We start from the raw sequence: 17,266 nt of genomic DNA on the forward strand, positions 1-17,266 counted from the left end.
CCGCCCATCCCCCCTCCCCCAGCACCACCGCACCCTCCCGAAAGGCACGTCCATGACCGTCACCGCTCTCGACCCGCGCACCGCTCTCGTCGTGATCGACCTCCAGGCCGGCATAGTCGGCGCGCCCACCCAGCCCTACTCCGGCGAGGAGGTCGTCGCCCGCACGGCCCGGCTCGCCGACGCGTTCCGTGACCGGGGTCTGCCCGTGATCCTGGTCCGGGTCTCGTTCGCCGCCGACGGGGCGGACGCCCTTTCCGGTCGTACCGAGGCCGCCGGTCGGACCGGGACCCCGCCCGAGGGCTGGGACCGGATCGTCGGTGAACTCGCGGGCCACGAGGGCGACATCACCGTCACCAAGCGCAACTGGGGCGCCTTCCACGGCACCGACCTCGACGTCCAGCTGCGCCGGCGCGGTGTCACGCAGATCGTGCTGACGGGCATCGCGACCAGCATCGGCGTCGAGTCCACCGCCCGCGCCGCCTACGAGCACGGCTACCACGTCACGCTGGCCACCGACGCGATGAGCGACCTGAGCGCCGAGGCGCACGACAACAGCGTCGAGCGGATCTTCCCGCGTCTGGGCGAGCGGGGCACCACGGCGGAGATCCTCGAACTCCTCGCCAAGACACACGACTGACGCCGCATGGTCATCCTCTCGTCAGAGAGGTGCGCGTGGGGCAAAGCCCCCTCCCGGGTTAGCATCTGGCCACCCGCACCACCCATTCGGCGAGCGACCCGAGGGGGCTCGGAAGCCCGATGCCGGTCAAGGTCAGCGTCATCGTCCCCGTCCACAACCCGGGCGCCCGCATCGGCGATTGCATCGCCTCCCTGCTCAAGCAGTCCCTGCCGACCGACGCCTACGAAGTGATCTTCGTCGACGACGGCTCCACCGACGCCACCCCGGCCCGCCTCGACGCGCTCGCCGCCGAGGACCCCCGGGTCCGGGTCGTCCACCAGGACAACTCCGGCTGGTCCGGCAAGCCCCGCAACGTCGGCATCGCCGCCGCCCGCGGGCAGTACGTGATGTTCGTCGACCAGGACGACCTCCTCGGCGACGAGGCCCTGGAGCGCATGTACGGGTACGGGGTGGCCAACCGCGCCGACGTGGTCGTCGGCAAGATGGCCGCGCGGGGCCGGCCGGTGCCGGTGGAACTGTTCCGCCGCAACCGGCCGCGGGCCACCGTCGAGGACGCCCCGCTCATCGACAGCCTCACCCCGCACAAGATGTACCGCAAGGCGTTCCTCGACGGCATCGGCCTGCGGTTCCCGGAGGGCCGACGCCGCCTGGACGACCACGTCTTCGTGACCGAGGCCTATCTGCGCGCGGCCAGCGTCTCCGTGATCGGCGACTACGTCTGCTACTACCACGGCCGGCGCGACGACCGGTCGAAAGCGGGCATCCAGCCCTTCGACCCGGCCGCCTACTACAAGAACCTTCGCGAGGCGCTGGACGTCGTCGAGCGGTACACCGAACCGGGCCCGGTGCGGGACACGTTGTACCGGCGCTGGCTGCGGGTGGAGATGGTGGACCGCCTGCGCGGCAGGCGCCTGCTCGCCCTGCCGGACGACCACCGCAGGAAGCTCTTCGAGGAGATCCGCCAGGTCGTCGTGGAGCGCTTCGGACCCGGTGTCGCCGCCGGCCTGCAGCCGACCCAGCAGGTGGTCGCCGCGCTGGTCGCCGCGGACCGGCTCACCGACGTGACGGCCTTCGCGGAGTGGGAGGCGGGTGTCGAACTGACTGCGGCGCCCGATCTCGTCGAGTGGCGGGACGGTCTGCTGCGGTTCGACTTCGCCGCCGAACTCACCGCGGACGGTGGGCCGTTGACGTATCCCGGCGGCAGTGTGCGCACTCGTCCGGACGAGCCGCCCCGCGATGTGGCCGACGCGATCGCCAGGGTGGGGGCCGGGGCGGTGAGCCGGTTCGGCCGGGCGACCGCGGACCTGCTCCTGCGTGAACGGGCCACGGGCGCCCAGTACTTCCAGCCGATCGAGGTCACCCGCGAGATCGTGCCGGTGGAGGACAGCGGCCAGGTCCGGCTGGTGCTGCGCGGCGTGGTCACCGTCGACGCGGCCACCGCGGCCGGCGGTGCCCCGCTGCGCGGCGGACTGTGGGACACCTACGCCCGGATCAGGCTGGGCGGTTGGACCAAGGAGAGCCGGGTCGGTCCGGGTCCGCGCAAGGCCCGGGCGGCGACGTCGGCCGGGGTGGTGGCCGGCCGGGTGGTGCTGCCGTACTGGACGGACCGGCACGGCACCCTCTCGCTCGACGTCGACCGGGCGGTCAAGCGGCTCGGCCTGAACGGGTTGAGTCCGGACGACACCGACGCCTCGGCGGGCCGACTGCGCGCGCCGCTACCGCTGTACACCCCTGCCGCGACCCGCGTCCTGCTGAAGCTCACGTCCTCCGACGCCTCGGTGGAGACCCCGGGCACGCTCTCCCCCGCCGATGACTCGGCCCTCCTGGAAGCCGCCCTGCCGGTCGACCGACTCGACGGCGCCACCTGGCGCTCCGCGCTCTGCCTGGCCCCCGACGCCGACGAGCCGCGCTTCCTGCCGCTGCCGCTCGCCCTGCGCGCCGCGGCCGGCACGGTCGAGGTGGTACGGCCTCCCCGGCCCGGCTTCATACGCCAACTCGCCCGCCGGGTAAGGCGCTTGCTCGCCGCGACCCTCGGCCGCAGGGCAGCCGTGGGCGCGGAGCACGGGATCTGACCGCGCCCCGCGCAGGTCGACCGCTCTCCTGAGGAGGCGTCCTGCGCGGGGCGAGGGGTTCAGCGACCGCCGGTGATCTGGCCCAGGGCGGTGCTCAGCGGCTTCCAGCCGCGGGAGCGGCCGAGGCCGAGGTTGCGGGCCCGTACCAGCGGGCGCCAGAAGTCCGCGCGGGTCAGCGTCTCGGGCTTGACGGCCTGGACGCGCTCCAGAATCGCCTCGGGCACCTTCTGCGGGTCGGGCACCTCGAACTCGGCGATGATCTCGTCGTACTTGTCGCTGAGCACGGTGTTGGTGTGGTCCGCGCCGAAGACGACCAGCTGGCCAGTGGGCTGGGTGTCGACGAGGACGGTCACCAGGTCGGGACGGTAGCGGTTGAGGATCTCGACGACCTTGTAGACGTCACCGGTCCAGTACTTGGTGTGCCGGTCCCGGGCCGCCTCGTCGACGCTGCGCGGCAGCATATCGTCGAAGACGATGACGCTGGCCCAGTCGGAGTGCTTCTCGACGTTGATGAAGTCGCGCAGCGCGTACTCGAAGAGGTGCATGCCGTCGATGAAGGACAGGTCGAGGGTGGTGCGCCGCCAGTAGCCGAAGGGTTTGCGGCCCCGGCGCAGGTTGCGCAGGGGGTGGCGGCCGCTGCGCAGGTGGGCCAGCGGGTTGTTGCGCTTGAAGAAGTCGTCACTGGTGGCCTTCACCAGGTGGACGTCGTTCCGCACCTCCGTGACCACCTTGAACGCGGGGTCGATCGCGATGCTCGGGACGCGCGACAGGGCGAGGCTGCGCCCGTCGTTGACCCCGATCTCCAGGTAGTTGCGGTTGGCGCTGGCCTTGTGCAGTTCCCGGAGGAACTCATGGCGATTCACGAAGGGACTCCTAGCGGATGTGTGGCATTGCTCCGTGCAGGGTGGCGGCGCGGGCCGTCGGCGACAACGGTCATGAATGGATCTGCACCTTGCTGTGGTCGCCGAGGACGAACCGGTGGGCGCTCGGCACGCTGGGGGCCGGAGTGACCTCCACGTGCCGGCCGATCAGGGAGTTCTCGATCCGGCCCACGCCGCGGATCGAGGAGTCGCGCAGCACGATGGAGAACTCGATCTCGCTGTCGGTGACGGCGCAGTTCTCGGCGACCGAGGTGAACGGGCCGACGTAGGAGTCCTCGACGACCGTGCCCGCGCCGATCAGGACGGGGCCGACGATCCGGGAGCGCAGGATCCGCGCGCCCTCCTCGACGACCACGCGTCCGATGAGTTCGGACTCCTCGTCGACCTCGCCGTCGGTGCGCGGTTCGAGTGTCTCCAGGACGGTCCGGTTGACCTCCAGCATGTCGGTGACATTGCCGGTGTCCTTCCAGTAGCCCTGGATGACCGTGCTGCGTACGTCGGCGTCCGTGTCGATCAGGTGCTGGAGGGCGTGGGTGATCTCCAACTCCCCGCGCCAGGACGGGCGGATGGCGCGCACCGCGTCGTGGACGGCCGGGGTGAACAGATAGACGCCGACGAGGGCGAAGTCGCTCTTGGGGTGCTCGGGCTTCTCCTCCAGGCCGACGACCTGGCCCGTGGCGTCGAGTTCGGCGACGCCGAAGGCGCGGGCGTCCGCGACCTGGGTGAGCAGGATCTGGGCGTCGGGGCGGTTGTGCCGGAACTCGTCGACGAGGGCGCTGATGCCGCCGACGATGAAGTTGTCGCCCAGATACATCACGAAGTCGTCGTCGCCGAGCCAGTCCCGCGCGATCAGCACCGCGTGGGCCAGCCCGAGCGGGCGTTCCTGCGGGATGTAGGTGATCCGCAGCCCGAACTTGGAGCCGTCGCCGACGGCCTCCTGGATCTCGGCGGCGGTGTCCCCGACGATGACGCCGACCTCGGTGATGCCGGCCGCGGCGATCGATTCCAGTCCGTAGAAGAGCACGGCCTTGTTGGCCACGGGCACGAGCTGCTTCGCCGAAGTGTGCGTGATCGGCCGCAGGCGTGTACCGGCTCCGCCGGACAGCACAAGAGCCTTCATCTGCTTCACCTTAGCCTCGATCGTCCGGGTGTGACGCGGGACGGTGAGGCTCGATGGTCACGAATCAGGCATGGCGGGCCGGTGGACTCCAGGTGACGCTCAGTCCTCGCCGCGCACGATGTTCCACTCCGGCCCCGCGGGCTCCGAGTGGGGTCCGATCCGCTCCTCGACGGCCGGCAGGCAGGTGCGGACCGCGCCGCGCGGGCTGCGGGCCTTGGACCAGCCGGTCCTGGGTCGGCGTACGACGGGTTTGTCACTGGTGGGCGAGGTCACCGCGGTTCATCTTCTCTCTGCATCCGTTGACTGCTGCGGGACGGGTCCCCGGCGGCGCCGGGGACAAACGCCCCTTCGGTCAGACGGCGCCCAGAACGGTACGCAGCGTGGCGACGGCCTGTGCGATGGCCGCACCGGCGGCGTGGGTCTCGCGCAGGGCGTTGAGCATCACGAAGTCGTGGATGATCCCCTGGTAGCGGACCGCGACGACCGGCACGCCCGCCTCGCGCAGCTTGGCCGCGTAGGCCTCGCCCTCGTCGCGCAGGACGTCGGCCTCGCCGGTGATGACCAGGGCGGGCGGCAGGCCGGTGAGCTGCTCGGTGGTGGCCCGCAGCGGGGACGCGGTGATCCGGGCGCGCTCGCTCTCGTCGGTCGTGTACTGGTCCCAGAACCACTGCATGCCGTCGCGGCGCAGGAAGTAGCCGGTGGCGAACTGGTGGTAGGAGGCGGTGTCGAAGCTCGCGTCGGTGACCGGGTAGAACAGCACCTGCTGGACCAGCGGGACGTCGCCGCGCTCCTTGGCCATCAGGGTCAGCACGGCGGCCATGTTCCCGCCGACGGAGTCGCCGGCGACGGCCAGCCGGGAGGCGTCCAGGCCCTTGCCCGCGCCCTGCTCGACGATCCAGCGGGCGACGGCGTAGTTCTGCTCGATCGCCACCGGGTAGCGGGCCTCGGGCGAGAGGTCGTACTCGGGGAAGACGACGGCCGCACCGGCGCCGACGGCGAGTTCGCGCACCAGGCGGTCGTGGGTGTGGGCGTTGCCGAAGACCCAGCCCGCGCCGTGGATGTAGAGGATCACCGGAAGGGTGGCTGCAGTGCCCGCCGGCTTGACGATGCGGGCGCGGACCTGCCCGGTGGGGCCGCCCTCGACGGTGATCCACTCCTCGTCGACGTCCGGCTTCGCGATGTCGCCGGACTGGACCTCGTCGACCGCCTTGCGGCCCTCTGCGGGCGCCAGGTCGAACAGGTACGGCGGATTCGCCGTGGCCTCGGCGAAGGCCTGGGCGGCGGGTTCGAGGACGGGGCGGGGTGCGGTGCTGTCGGTCATGACTGCCTCCTCGGTCTGGGTGCCGCGACGGCTCCGGCGGAGGTGCGGGAGCCGGTGGTGCGGCACGCCATGGACAGTAGCCCTCGATTTAGTCGTGCGCAACTAATTAGGGCACGATAGAATCGGACGAACCTGACCGTTAGGGTGGTGACTAGGGTGGTGACCGTCGTGAACAGGACAGCAACCGGGAGCCGTGCCGTGAGCCAAGCCTCAGCGGAGCCGAGCGTGCAGCCGAGCCAGGGATCGCTGCTCCTGGACGACCAGCTCTGCTTCGCCCTGTACGCCGCCTCCCGCGCCGTCACCGCGCGCTACCGCCCGCTCCTGGACGAACTCGGCCTGACCTACCCGCAGTACCTGGTCATGCTGGTGCTCTGGGAACAGGACTCGATCTCCGTACGGGACCTCGGGGCCTCGCTCCAGCTGGAGTCCAGCACCCTGTCGCCGCTGCTGAAACGGCTGGAGGCGAGCGGACTTGTGCGCCGGGAGCGCCGGGCCGAGGACGAGCGCTCGGTCGCCATCCGGCTCACCGAGTCGGGCGCCGCCCTGCGGGAGCGGGCGGCGACGGTACCGCTCGCCATCGGCGACGCCATGGGTCTCACGCCCGAACAGGACGCCCTGGCCAAGCAGTTGCTGCGGCTGATCACGGCCAACGTCACGAACGGCTGACCGCGAGTTCGGCCCACACCTGCTTGCCGCCGCTGACGGGGACGGTCCCCCAGGTCCCCGACATGGCCTCGACGAGGAGGATGCCACGCCCGCCCGTGGCCTCCCAGCCGATGCTGGTCGGCTTGACCGGGGTGCGGGGCGAGGAGTCGGCGACCGCCACGCGCAGCCGGTCGCCGAGCAGGGTCAGGTCGAGGCGGACCTGGCCGTCGGTGTGCACGAGGGCGTTGGTGACCAGCTCCGAGACGACGAGCAGGACGGCGTCCATGTCATCCCGCGGCACGCCCCAGCCGCGCAGCGCGCGCCGGGTGAAGCGGCGCGCGTGGCCGACGGCCTCGGGCACCCGCCACACCGTCCAGGTCTCGCGCAGCGGGCGCAGTGTCATGCCGTCGTAGCGCAGCAGGAGCAGGGCCACGTCGTCGCTGCGGCGGGCGCCCACGAGCAAGGCGTCGGCGACCAGATCGAGGTGGGCGGGGTCGGCGGCGGAGAGATCGCGGGCCATCCGGTCCAGGCCCTCGTCGATGTCGGCGTCGGCGGACTCGACGAGGCCGTCCGTGGTCAGCGCGATGACGGTGCCGGGCTGGAGCCGCAGCGGGCTCATCGGGAAGTCGGCCTGCGCGACCACGCCCAGCGGCGGCCCGCCCTCGACATCGGGGATCTCGATACCGCCGTCCGGGTGACGCAGCACCGGCGGGAGGTGTCCGGCACGGACGTACCACGCGAAGCCCTCCTCCATGTCGACGTCGACATAGCAGCAGGTGGCGAAGAGGTCCGTCTCCAGGTCCATCAGGAGGCGGTTGGCGTGGGAGACCACGACGTCCGGCGGATGCCCCTCGACGGCGTAGGCGCGCAGGGCGGTGCGCATCTGGCTCATCAGGGTGGCGGCGCCCGCGTTGTGCCCCTGGACGTCGCCGATGACCAGGGCGACATGGTTGTCGGGCAGCGGGATCACGTCGTACCAGTCGCCGCCGACCTCCAGACCGGCCGTGGTGGGCAGGTAGCGGGCGACGGCGGCCGCGCCGGGCAGGGTGGGCAGGCGGCGCGGGAGCAGCTGGCGCTGGAGCATGCCGACGAGTTCGTGCTCGGCGTCGAAGGCGTGGGCGCGCAGCAGGGCCTGACCCGCGAGGCCCGCGGAGGCGGTGAGCAGGGCGCGTTCGTCGGTGCCGAAGTCGTGCGGGGCGTCCCAGCCGATGAGGCAGGCGCCGGCCATGCGGCCCCCGGCGGGCAGCGGCAGGACGGCCAGGCCGCCCGGGCCGACCTCGGCGAGCGCGGGTTCCAGGTCGGAGCCGGCCGGCCAGATCCGGGCGCGGCCCTCACGCAGCGCGGCGGCGAGGGTGGGCATGGCCCGCACGGGCGCGTCCGGCCACTCCGAGCGCCACTCCAGGCGCCACAGCTCGGGCCAGGACTCCGGCTCGGGCGGGTCCAGGACGATCACGACGAGCCGCTCGTTCTCCAGCTCGGCGAGCGCGATCCGGTCGGCGTGCAGCGGCTTGCGCAGCGCGGTGACCACGGCCTGGCTGACGTCCCGGACGGTGCCCGCGGTGGCCAGGGCGGCGGCAAGGCGCTGGACGCGGGCCACGTCGGTGACGTCGGAGCGCAGCTTGGAGGCGTCGGCGACGGTCCCCACGAGCCGGGCGGGCCGCCCTTCGCCGCCGGGCACCAGACGTCCGCTCAGTCTGAGCCACTTGGGCGGTCCGGAGGGCTGGAGCACCCGGAACTCCAGCTCGCGGTCGCCGATGGACATGTGGTCGGCCTCGACCACCGACATCAGCGAGGGCAGGTCCTCGGGGACCGCGAGACCGAGCAGGGTCTCGACCTTGCCGTCGAAGTCGTCCCGGGTGAGGCCGAACAGATCGAGGATCTCGTCGCCGATCTCGACACGCCCGGTGTCCATGGCGAGGCCGAACGCGTTGGCGGGAAGCTCCCCGCCCTCCGCGGCCCGGTCCGCGGCGGGGCAGGTCACGGCGTCGGCGATCAGCTCAAGGGACTTGCGGTCGTCGGTGTCGAATCCCTCGGGGCGTTCACTCACCGCCACCAGGCAGCCGCCTCCTGCGTCCCCGCGCGCGGGCAGTACGGCCAGGAAGAAGTCCCGCGCGGACGTCCGCCGTGACTCCGCGCTCCCCGACAGCTCCTTCGGCCCCAGCCACACGGCGGTCCCGGTGCGGTGTGCGTCGGCCACCGGGGAACCGCCCGTCAGGGGGTAGCCGTCGCGCAGTCCGAACAGCGTCCGCGGTACGCCGGCCGACTCGACCAGGCACAGTACGTCGCCGTCCTGCGCGGGGGTGTACACGGCGGCGAGCGAGGCGCCCGCGAAGACCAGCGCCTGTTCCAGGACGCGGCGCACCCGATCGGGCGATGCGGGTTCGGAGGTGAGCGCTTTCAGGGCGCTTTCGGCACGCACCGTTCTCGTTCCGCGTCCCGCAGCGCCCTCACTGACCACGTCCGTCATTACAGCGCGTATGCGGCGCCTGCGCAGCCCCTGTGGACGTTCCGTGGAGGCCGAAGGGCCGGTCCGCCCGATACGTACCGAACCTGCCGTGCCTCTCCGAGCCGTTCCGCTCGCCGTGCGCGTCCGGCCCGGGGGAGGCAGATTTGTCCCTGGGACCCGTCGCGCGTCCGTGCGAGGAGGTGGTCGGCGTGTCCGACGGGCATACGTCCGCACAGCCGCCGGCGACCGCGAGGACGCGGGTGGGCCGCCCGCTGCTGTCCCTGGCGCTGGCGTCGATGATGGACGAGGTCCACGCGCACTCGGGCGCGGTGTATCTGCTGGCCGCCGACGAGCCCGTACTGGAGATGTCGGTGATGGCGGGGCTGCCCCGGGCGTTCGCGGCGCCGTGGGAGCGGGTCGGGCTGAGCGCGCCGATCCCGGTCGCGCAGGCGGTGCGCGAGCGGCGGCTGATCTGGGTGGGCGGCGAGGAGGACATGGCGCGCAGCTATCCGCGCATCGCCGTGGTGCTGCCCTACCCCTTCGCGCTGGCCGCGCTGCCGGTGGCGACGCGGTCGACCGCGTACGGCGCGGTGTTCGTGACCTGGCCCGGTTCCCACCCGCCGGAGCTCTCCGACCGGGAGCGGGACCATCTGACCGCGGCCTGTGACCGGCTCGCGGTGCGGCTTGAGCGGGCCGTCGAGGAGAACCGGCCGGTGTTCCCGGAGCACGATCTGCTGGCCGCTCCCCCGTCGGCGGGCGCGGCGGGCACGCTCGGCACGCTGGAGGCGGCACGGATGGTGGCCCGGCTGCCGTACGGGCTGTGCTCGCTGGATCTGCACGGCCGGATCAGCTTCGCCAACGCGGCCGCCGCCGAACTCATCGGCATCCCGGTCAGCACGCTGCTGGGCACCCAGCTGTGGGCGTCGGTGCCCTGGCTCAACGACCCGGTGTACGAGGACCGTTACCGGGCCGCGCTGCTCAGCCAGCACACCACCTCGTTCATGGCGCTGCGCCCGCCGGGCGACTGGCTGTCGTTCCGCCTCCATCCCAGTACGACGGGGCTGAGCGTACGGATCACCAGGGCGCGGCCGGTGGCGGAGATGAACCGGGCCGGGCCGCGGCCCGGCGACGCCTCGCCCCGGCTGGTCACCATCTCCCAGGTGCTCAGCCTGGCGGGCGCGCTCACCGAGGCGGTGGGGGTGCAGGACGTGGTGCAGCTGGTCGCGGACGAGATCGCGCCGGCCGTGGGCAGCCAGGCCCTGGTCGTGCTCGGTACGCGGGCGGGGCGGCTGCATGTGCTGGGGCACCACGGCTATCCGGACGCGCACGTCGTGGAGCGGTTCGACGGCCTGCCGCTGGCCGAGCGGACGCCGGGCACGCACGCGCTCACCACCGGGGTGCCGGCGTTCTTCGACTCACGCGGAGAACTGGAACGCCTCTATCCGGACCGCCACGACACACCCGACGGCTTCGCGGCCTGGGCGTACCTGCCGCTGATCGCCTCAGGGCGGCCGGTGGGCACCTGTGTGCTCGCCTACACCGAGCGGCACCCGTTTCCCGCCGACGAGCGGGCCGTGCTGACGAGTCTGGGCGGCCTCATCGCCCAGGCCCTGGAGCGCGCCCAGCTCTACGACGCCAAGCACCGGCTCGCGCACGGGCTGCAGGAGGCGCTGCTGCCCAGCACCCTGCCGTCGCTGCCCGGCATCGAAGCCGCAGCGCGCTATCTGCCCGCGACCCAGGGCATGGAGATCGGCGGCGACTTCTACGACCTGGTGCCCTCGCACGGTGTGGCGGCGGCCGTCATCGGTGACGTCCAGGGCCACAACGTGACGGCGGCGGGCCTCATGGGCCAGATCCGTACCGCCGTACGGGCGTACACCACGGTCGGCCAGGCGCCCGCGGACGTCATGCGCAGCACCAACCGGCTGCTGATCGACCTGGGCGCGGACCTCTTCGCCAGCTGCCTCTATCTGCGGCTGGACCCGGCACGCGGACGTGCGGTGATGGCACGCGCGGGGCACCCACCGCCGCTGCTGCGCCGACCGGACGGGCGGGTACGGGTCCTGGACCTGGCCGGCGGTCCGCTGCTCGGCATCGACGAGGCGGCCACCTACCCGACGACGGAGGTCGACCTGGCTCCCGGCTCCGTGCTCGCCCTCTACACGGACGGCCTGATCGAGTCCCCGGGCGTCGACATCGAGGACGCGCTGGCCGACCTCGGCGAAGTCCTCACGGCCTCGGGCGACCTGCCGCTGGAGCAACTGGCCGACCATCTCGTGCGGCACAGCACGGCGGCGCGGGAGCGGGTGGACGACGTGGCGTTGCTGTTGTTGCGGGCGACTCCGACGGGCGCGTGAAGGACGGGCACATGAATGCGGTCCGGCCCTCCCGCCGGAGAGCCGGACCGTCCACCGCCGCCCGGGACGATGAGCCGACCGGCAGTGGGTCTGTGTGGGGGGAACCCGCGCCGAGGACCGAACGGGGTGGGGCCCGATGTGCGGTCCTCGGCACGAGGCGGTCAAGCCACGCCCTCACGGGGCGCGGGACGGTGTCCGCGTGCGGCTCCGCCGCGTGGGCGCGACCAGCCACGACGGCGCCGCAGACGATCTACAACCGATCACCGCGCCTGCCGCGGATCGTTCAGTGAGACCCGGTGAGCTGCGAGCCGTCGTCCACACCACTCCCGCTCTGGTCTTCACCGGTCCCGTTCAGGTCCTCGCCCGTCCCGGTCTGGTCGTCCCCCGCCGTCGCGGAGGGGTCGACCGCGGCGCCCGACTCCTCGCCGCCGATCTGGTCGCCGGCCGCACCCTCGTCACCGGCACTCGCACTCGGGTCGACGGCACCTTCGTCACCGGCGCCCGCGTCACCCGCACCGGCGTCACCCGCACCCGCGTCGCCGAGCGTCGCGCCCGTCGCCGCGAGGGCGGTGGTCACCGGCTGGAAGAAGGTCTCGCCGCCGACGGTGCAGTCGCCGCTGCCGCCGGAGGTGAGGCCCACCGCGCCGCCGTCCTGCGTGAACAGGGAGCCGCCGCTGTCGCCCGCCTCGGCGCAGACGTCGGTCTGGATGAGCCCGGTGACGGTGTCGACACCGCTCGGGTCCGTCTCGCTCTGGAAGTTGACCGTGGCGTCCAGACCGGTGATCGTGCCGTCCTTCAGACCGGTGGTGCTGCCCATCCGGAAGACCTGCGTGCCGACCGTGGCCTCCTCGGCCTGGACGATCTGCACGGTCTGGCCGCCGCCGACGTTGACCTCGCTCGGCGCCACGGTGGCCGGGTCGTCGTACTTCACCAGGGAGAAGTCACCCTCGCCGGGGAAGGTCGCCTGGTCGACGGTGGCGATGGGGTCGCCGGTCTCGGAGTCGGACCACTGCTTGGCCGCCACACCGCAGTGACCGGCCGTCAGGAAGGCGGGGGCGCCGTCGCTCGCGGTGACGTTGAAGCCGAGGGAGCAGCGGACGGTGCCGCCTTCGACCTGGGAGAAGATCGCGTCGCCGCCCGAGACGAGGGGCTTGAAGGTGCCGGCCGACTTCTTGAGCGTCGCCATGTCCGCGCCGAGGCCCTGCACGGTGGACTCCACCTGGTTCCACTTGGAGCCGGTGACCGTGCTGTCGGCGGTGACGACGATCTTGTTGGTGCGCGGGTCGACGGCCCAGGCGGTGCCCGGCACGGTGGCATCGGCCTTGAGGGTCCGCGCTCCGGCCTGGAGCTCGGCGAGGCTGTTGTCGACCTCGCGGACCTTGGCGCCCGCTTTCTCGGCCTGGACCACCACGTTGTTGTTGTCGCCGGATATGACGTTGACGACCAACTGCTGGCTGCCGGAGTCGTAGTACGAACCGGCGAAGGACTGACCGAGCAGATCCTGGAGCTGTGAGGCGAGATCCGAGGCGTCGGTCGCCTTCAGGGTCTTGGGGGCCGCGTCGGACGAATTGCCCTGCGACGCATTGGCGTTCGGCAGCAGAATCGCGGCCGCGCCGAGCGCCACGACGCTGCCTGCCGCGATCGCGACCTTGCGCTTCGGAATTCGCTTGTGACTCAAACTACTCGACCTCCTGGGGGACCGGAGTGGGGGTGCCGCCGTTCGGCAGCTGTTCTGTTCGGGGCGCCTGGTTGGCTCTTGGTACGCACGTGCCACCGGGTGCGTTCAATTCCGTTTGCCAACTCGCTTTGCCCTACGACGAATCGGCCATGACCCGCGCCTGACTCGCCGGCGCGACGGGCAAGCGCTTCCCCTCGCCACCACGCCCTGTCCATGCCGTGTCCACACCATGTCCACGCTGGGGCGACCGACGCGGATGTCCTGAACGAAGCGGTGCGCACCGACGGCTCACCCACCGCGCGCCGACACGATCCGCGACCGGTCGACAACGGTCCGTTCCGATCGCGTACCGGAATCATGGCTTCAGCGAATCTGCACATCGACTACCCAACCAAGTCACCGTGGGCGGAGGTTCTCCACACGGAAACGGTCGCCGCCATGTCATTGGGCGGGACTGTCGCATTCGCCGCGAGGCCCGCAAGCCCTCCTGTGAACCGATGCCGTGAGGCATGTGAAGAACTCGCCCGCGAGGCGTGCGCACACCTGCACGGAATGTTGCCCATGGGGCTCAAGTGGCCTGGTGAGACGTTTGGTTGATTGGAAGCCCGTACCCGGCGCGTGCTTTGATCCATCGCACCGCAGGGTCCGCCGACGGCTCCCGGAAACGGGTTCCCGGCGTCCGCGGTCGCGGCGTCATCTGTCCCCCAGAGGGGCCGCTCCCCCTTGCTGAATATCCATACGAAGGGAAGTTCCATCATGAACTCCACCCCCCAGGTTCAGACCGTCGAGATCTCCGACGCCGAGCTCGACAACGTCTCCGGCGGCCTTTCCGTGAACGCCGTCAGCAACGTCACCGGCCTGGTGGACGGCATCGTCCCCGTTTCCGGCCTGGTGGACACCGTCGTCGGCACCGTCGAGGGCGTGACCGGTCTGAACACCGCCCCGGTCACCAACCTGGTCGCCGGTCTCTGATCGCACCTTCTGTGCCGTCGAGCCCCGGAGCCGATACCGGCTTCGGGGCTCTCGGACGCCCTGAAGCAGATGCCCTGAATCAGCAGTCGCCCTGAATCAAGGGAAGCTCCCGTGCAGTTCCGCCAGCAGGCCCTCACCAAGCTCCAGTCACCGGAGGATCTCGACCTCCCGGTGCGCTTCGCCCGCCCCCAGGGCTGGCTCGTGCTGTCCGTGACGGTGGTCGCGATGGCCGCCGCCTCCGTGTGGGCGGTGACCGGCTCGGTGGCCTCCACGGTCGGCGCGCCCGCCGTCCTCACGCACGGGGAGGGCAGTTACATCCTGCAGAGCCCGGTCGCGGGCCAGGTCACGGCGGTGCTCGCGAAGGAGGGCGTACGACTGCCGGCCGACTCCCCCGTCCTCAAAGTCCGTACGAGCGAAGGCAATGCGGTCGTCCGCACGGCCGCCGCGGGCCGGATCACCGCACTCGCCGCCACCATCGGCCAGATCATCCAGACCGGCGCCAATGTCGCCGCCGTCGAGAAGGTCGCCCACGCCGGCGACCCGCTCTACGCGACGGTGTACGTGCCCGCCGAGAACGCTGCCTCCATTCCGGCGGACGCCGCCGTCGACCTGACCGTCTCCTCCGTGCCGACCCAGGAGTACGGCGTCCTGCGCGGCCATGTGAAGTCGGTGGACCGCTCGGCCCAGTCCGCCCAGCAGATCGGCGCGTTCCTCGGGGACAGCCAACTGGGCGAGCAGCTCACCAAGAAGGGCAGGCCGGTGGCCGTGCTGGTCCGGCTCGACAAGTCCTCGGCCACCAAGAGCGGTTACAAGTGGTCGTCCGCCGACGGACCACCCTTCGCCCTCACCTCCATGACCATGGCCTCGGGTTCGATCCGGCTGGCCGACCAGCGTCCCGTCGATTGGCTGCTGCCGTGAGCACCGCACAGGAGACGCGGAGCAGACGCCGCGCCACTGCGCCCAAACGCCCTGTGCCCAAGGGCAGGTCGAAGACCGTCCGCACACCGACCGTGCTCCAGATGGAGGCGGTCGAGTGCGGTGCCGCCTCCCTCGCGATGGTCCTCGGCCACTACGGCAGGCACGTCCCGCTGGAGGAGCTCCGCATCGCCTGCGGTGTCTCGCGGGACGGCTCCCGCGCGAGCAATCTCCTGAAGGCGGCGCGCAGTTACGGCCTCACGGCCAAGGGCATGCAGATGGACACGGCCGCTCTGGCCGAGGTGCGGACCCCGGCCGTCCTGTTCTGGGAGTTCAACCACTACGTCGTCTACGACGGCATGGGCCGCCGCTTCGGCCGCCGCGGTGTCTTCATCAACGACCCGGGCAAGGGCCGCCGTTTCGTTCCCATGGAGGACTTCGACGGCAGCTTCACCGGTGTCGTGCTGGTCATGGAGCCCGGCGACGACTTCACCAAGGGCGGCCGCAGACAGGGCGTACTGGGCGCGATGCCGGCCCGGCTGCGCGGCACGGCGGGCACGATGCCGGCCGCGGTCCTCGCGAGCCTGCTGCTCGTGCTGGTCGGCGCGGCGGTGCCCGCGCTGAGCCGCACCTACATCGACACGTTCCTGATCGGGGGTCAGACCTCGCTGCTCGGGGTGCTGTTCGCGTCCATGGGCGCGAGCGTGCTGCTCACGATCGTGCTGACCTGGCTGCAGCAGGCGAACCTGCTGCGCGGCCGCATCATCTCCTCGACCCTCTCCAGCGCCCGCTTCCTGCGCCATCTGCTGCGCCTGCCGGTGACCTTCTTCTCCCAGCGCAGCCCGGCCGACCTGGTCCAGCGCCTGCAGTCCAACGACCAGGTGGCCGAGACGCTGGCCCGCGATCTCGCCGCGGCGGGCGTGGACGCGGTGGTCGTCGTCCTCTATGCCGTGCTGCTCTACACGTACGACCCGAAGTTGACGTATCTCGGGATCGGCGTCGCGCTGCTGAACATCGTCGCGATGCGGGTGGTCATCCGGCTGCGGGCCACCCGGACGGCGAAGCTGCGGGCCGACAGCGCGCGGCTCACCAACACGGCCTACTCCGGGCTGCAGTTGATCGAGACGATGAAGGCGACCGGCGGTGAGGACGGCTACTTCCGCAAGTGGGCCGGGCAGCACGCCACCACGCTGGAGGAGCAGCAGCGGCTCGGCGTGCCGAGCGCCTGGCTCGGGGTGGTCGCGCCGACGCTGGCCTCGCTGAACAGCGCGCTGATCCTGTGGATCGGAGGCATGCGGGCCGTGGAGGGCGGCATCTCGGTCGGCCTGCTGGTCGCCTTCCAGTCCCTGGTCACCCGCTTCACCGCGCCGATCACGCGCCTGAACGGCGTCGCGGGCCGCATCCAGGACTTCGCCGCCGACGTGGCCCGGCTCAAGGACGTCGAGAACTTCCAGGCCGACCCGCTCTACGACCGCCCGGGCGCCGGTGACTCCACGCGCCGCCTCCAGGGGCACGTCGAGCTGCAGAACATCACCTTCGGCTACAACCCGCTCGACAAGCCCCTGCTCACCGGCTTCGACCTGACCGTCGGCCCCGGGCAGCAGGTCGCCCTCGTCGGCGGCTCGGGCAGCGGCAAGTCCACGGTCTCCCGGCTGATCTCGGGTCTCTACACGCCGTGGGAGGGGGTGATCCGCATCGACGACCAGCGCCTGGACGACATCCCACGCGGGGCGCTCGCGGCCTCGGTCTCCTTCGTCGACCAGGAGGTCTTCCTGTTCGAGGGCACGGTCCGCGACAACGTGGCGTTGTGGGACCCGTCGATCCCGGACGACGCGGTGGTGGACGCGCTGCGGGACGCTGCGCTCCTGGACGTGGTGACGCGCCGGCCCGGCGGCATCCACAGCCGGGTCGAGCAGGACGGGCGCAACTTCTCCGGCGGGCAGCGCCAACGCCTGGAGATCGCCCGGGCGTTGGTGCGCAGGCCCAGCATCCTGGTCCTCGACGAGGTGACGAGCGCGCTGGACGCCGAGACCGAGCTGGTCGTGATGGACAACCTGCGCAGGCGCGGCTGTGCCTGTGTGGTGATCGCCCACCGGCTCAGCACGGTGCGCGACAGCGACGAGATCGTCGTGCTCCAGCACGGCACGATCGTGGAACGCGGGCGCCACGAGGACCTGGTGGCGCACGGCGGCGCCTACGCGGCGCTGGTCAGGGAGCGTTGA

At 71.6% G+C, this 17,266-nt stretch carries 13 protein-coding genes; 7 read left to right on the plus strand and 6 right to left on the minus strand.

What is annotated here, in order from left to right; translation table 11 throughout:
• The first annotated feature begins 52 nt into the window (after positions 1-52).
• Together ACIQI8_RS02335 and ACIQI8_RS02340 are read left to right on the plus strand one after the other, a co-directional pair.
• Entirely contained in the window at positions 53-637 is a 585-nt protein-coding gene (locus tag ACIQI8_RS02335) for a hydrolase (RefSeq protein ID WP_402343759.1), read from the plus strand.
• 119 nt (positions 638-756) lie between these two features.
• Complete coding sequence (locus tag ACIQI8_RS02340) at positions 757-2,709, plus strand: glycosyltransferase family 2 protein (protein WP_402343762.1); 1,953 nt, start codon at positions 757-759, stop codon at positions 2,707-2,709.
• 59 nt (positions 2,710-2,768) lie between these two features.
• Here ACIQI8_RS02340 and ACIQI8_RS02345 read toward each other — a convergent pair whose 3' ends face one another.
• From ACIQI8_RS02345 to ACIQI8_RS02360, 4 genes are all read right to left on the minus strand, one after another.
• The gene (locus tag ACIQI8_RS02345; RefSeq protein ID WP_402343765.1) at positions 2,769-3,572 is read right to left on the minus strand and encodes a class I SAM-dependent methyltransferase; all 804 of its coding nucleotides are present in this window, start codon (positions 3,570-3,572) and stop codon (positions 2,769-2,771) included.
• 70 nt (positions 3,573-3,642) lie between these two features.
• The gene (locus ACIQI8_RS02350) at positions 3,643-4,710 is read right to left on the minus strand and encodes a glucose-1-phosphate thymidylyltransferase (RefSeq protein WP_402343768.1); all 1,068 of its coding nucleotides are present in this window, start codon (positions 4,708-4,710) and stop codon (positions 3,643-3,645) included.
• Between the two features lie 99 nt (positions 4,711-4,809).
• Complete coding sequence (locus ACIQI8_RS02355) at positions 4,810-4,983, minus strand: hypothetical protein (RefSeq protein ID WP_402343771.1); 174 nt, start codon at positions 4,981-4,983, stop codon at positions 4,810-4,812.
• Positions 4,984-5,062: 79 nt separating this feature from the next.
• Positions 5,063-6,031: an alpha/beta hydrolase gene (locus ACIQI8_RS02360; protein ID WP_402343774.1), complete on the minus strand. Its 969-nt coding sequence runs from the start codon at positions 6,029-6,031 to the stop codon at positions 5,063-5,065.
• 198 nt (positions 6,032-6,229) lie between these two features.
• Here ACIQI8_RS02360 and ACIQI8_RS02365 point away from each other — a divergent pair, with 198 nt between their 5' ends.
• Positions 6,230-6,697 carry a MarR family winged helix-turn-helix transcriptional regulator gene (locus ACIQI8_RS02365; protein ID WP_402343777.1) on the plus strand — a complete coding sequence of 156 codons (468 nt, stop codon included), beginning with the start codon at positions 6,230-6,232 and terminating at the stop codon, positions 6,695-6,697.
• Here ACIQI8_RS02365 and ACIQI8_RS02370 read toward each other — a convergent pair.
• On the minus strand, positions 6,684-9,143 hold the full coding sequence (locus ACIQI8_RS02370) for a SpoIIE family protein phosphatase (protein ID WP_402343780.1): 2,460 nt from the start codon (positions 9,141-9,143) through the stop codon (positions 6,684-6,686). The genes ACIQI8_RS02365 and ACIQI8_RS02370 overlap by 14 nt on opposite strands.
• A gap of 179 nt (positions 9,144-9,322) precedes the next feature.
• Between ACIQI8_RS02370 and ACIQI8_RS02375 the strand changes: the two genes are divergently transcribed.
• Positions 9,323-11,479, plus strand: coding sequence for a SpoIIE family protein phosphatase (locus tag ACIQI8_RS02375; protein ID WP_402346638.1), 2,157 nt, complete (start codon positions 9,323-9,325; stop codon positions 11,477-11,479).
• Between the two features lie 283 nt (positions 11,480-11,762).
• Here ACIQI8_RS02375 and ACIQI8_RS02380 read toward each other — a convergent pair whose 3' ends face one another.
• The gene (locus ACIQI8_RS02380; protein WP_402343783.1) at positions 11,763-13,157 is read right to left on the minus strand and encodes a S1 family peptidase; all 1,395 of its coding nucleotides are present in this window, start codon (positions 13,155-13,157) and stop codon (positions 11,763-11,765) included.
• A 756-nt stretch (positions 13,158-13,913) separates the two neighbouring features.
• Between ACIQI8_RS02380 and ACIQI8_RS02385 the strand changes: the two genes are divergently transcribed.
• The 3 genes from ACIQI8_RS02385 to ACIQI8_RS02395 all read left to right on the plus strand — a co-directional run bounded on the left by ACIQI8_RS02385 (position 13,914) and on the right by ACIQI8_RS02395 (position 17,266).
• On the plus strand, positions 13,914-14,129 hold the full coding sequence (locus tag ACIQI8_RS02385; protein WP_402343786.1) for a type A2 lantipeptide: 216 nt from the start codon (positions 13,914-13,916) through the stop codon (positions 14,127-14,129).
• 111 nt (positions 14,130-14,240) lie between these two features.
• Positions 14,241-15,047, plus strand: coding sequence for an HlyD family efflux transporter periplasmic adaptor subunit (locus tag ACIQI8_RS02390; RefSeq protein ID WP_402343789.1), 807 nt, complete (start codon positions 14,241-14,243; stop codon positions 15,045-15,047).
• The gene (locus tag ACIQI8_RS02395) at positions 15,044-17,266 is read left to right on the plus strand and encodes an NHLP family bacteriocin export ABC transporter peptidase/permease/ATPase subunit (protein ID WP_402343792.1); all 2,223 of its coding nucleotides are present in this window, start codon (positions 15,044-15,046) and stop codon (positions 17,264-17,266) included. The genes ACIQI8_RS02390 and ACIQI8_RS02395 overlap by 4 nt, the downstream gene beginning before the upstream one ends.

Origin of the sequence: Streptomyces sp. NPDC092369 (genome assembly GCF_044755245.1) — a bacterium.
In the GTDB taxonomy this organism is placed as follows: domain Bacteria; phylum Actinomycetota; class Actinomycetes; order Streptomycetales; family Streptomycetaceae; genus Streptomyces.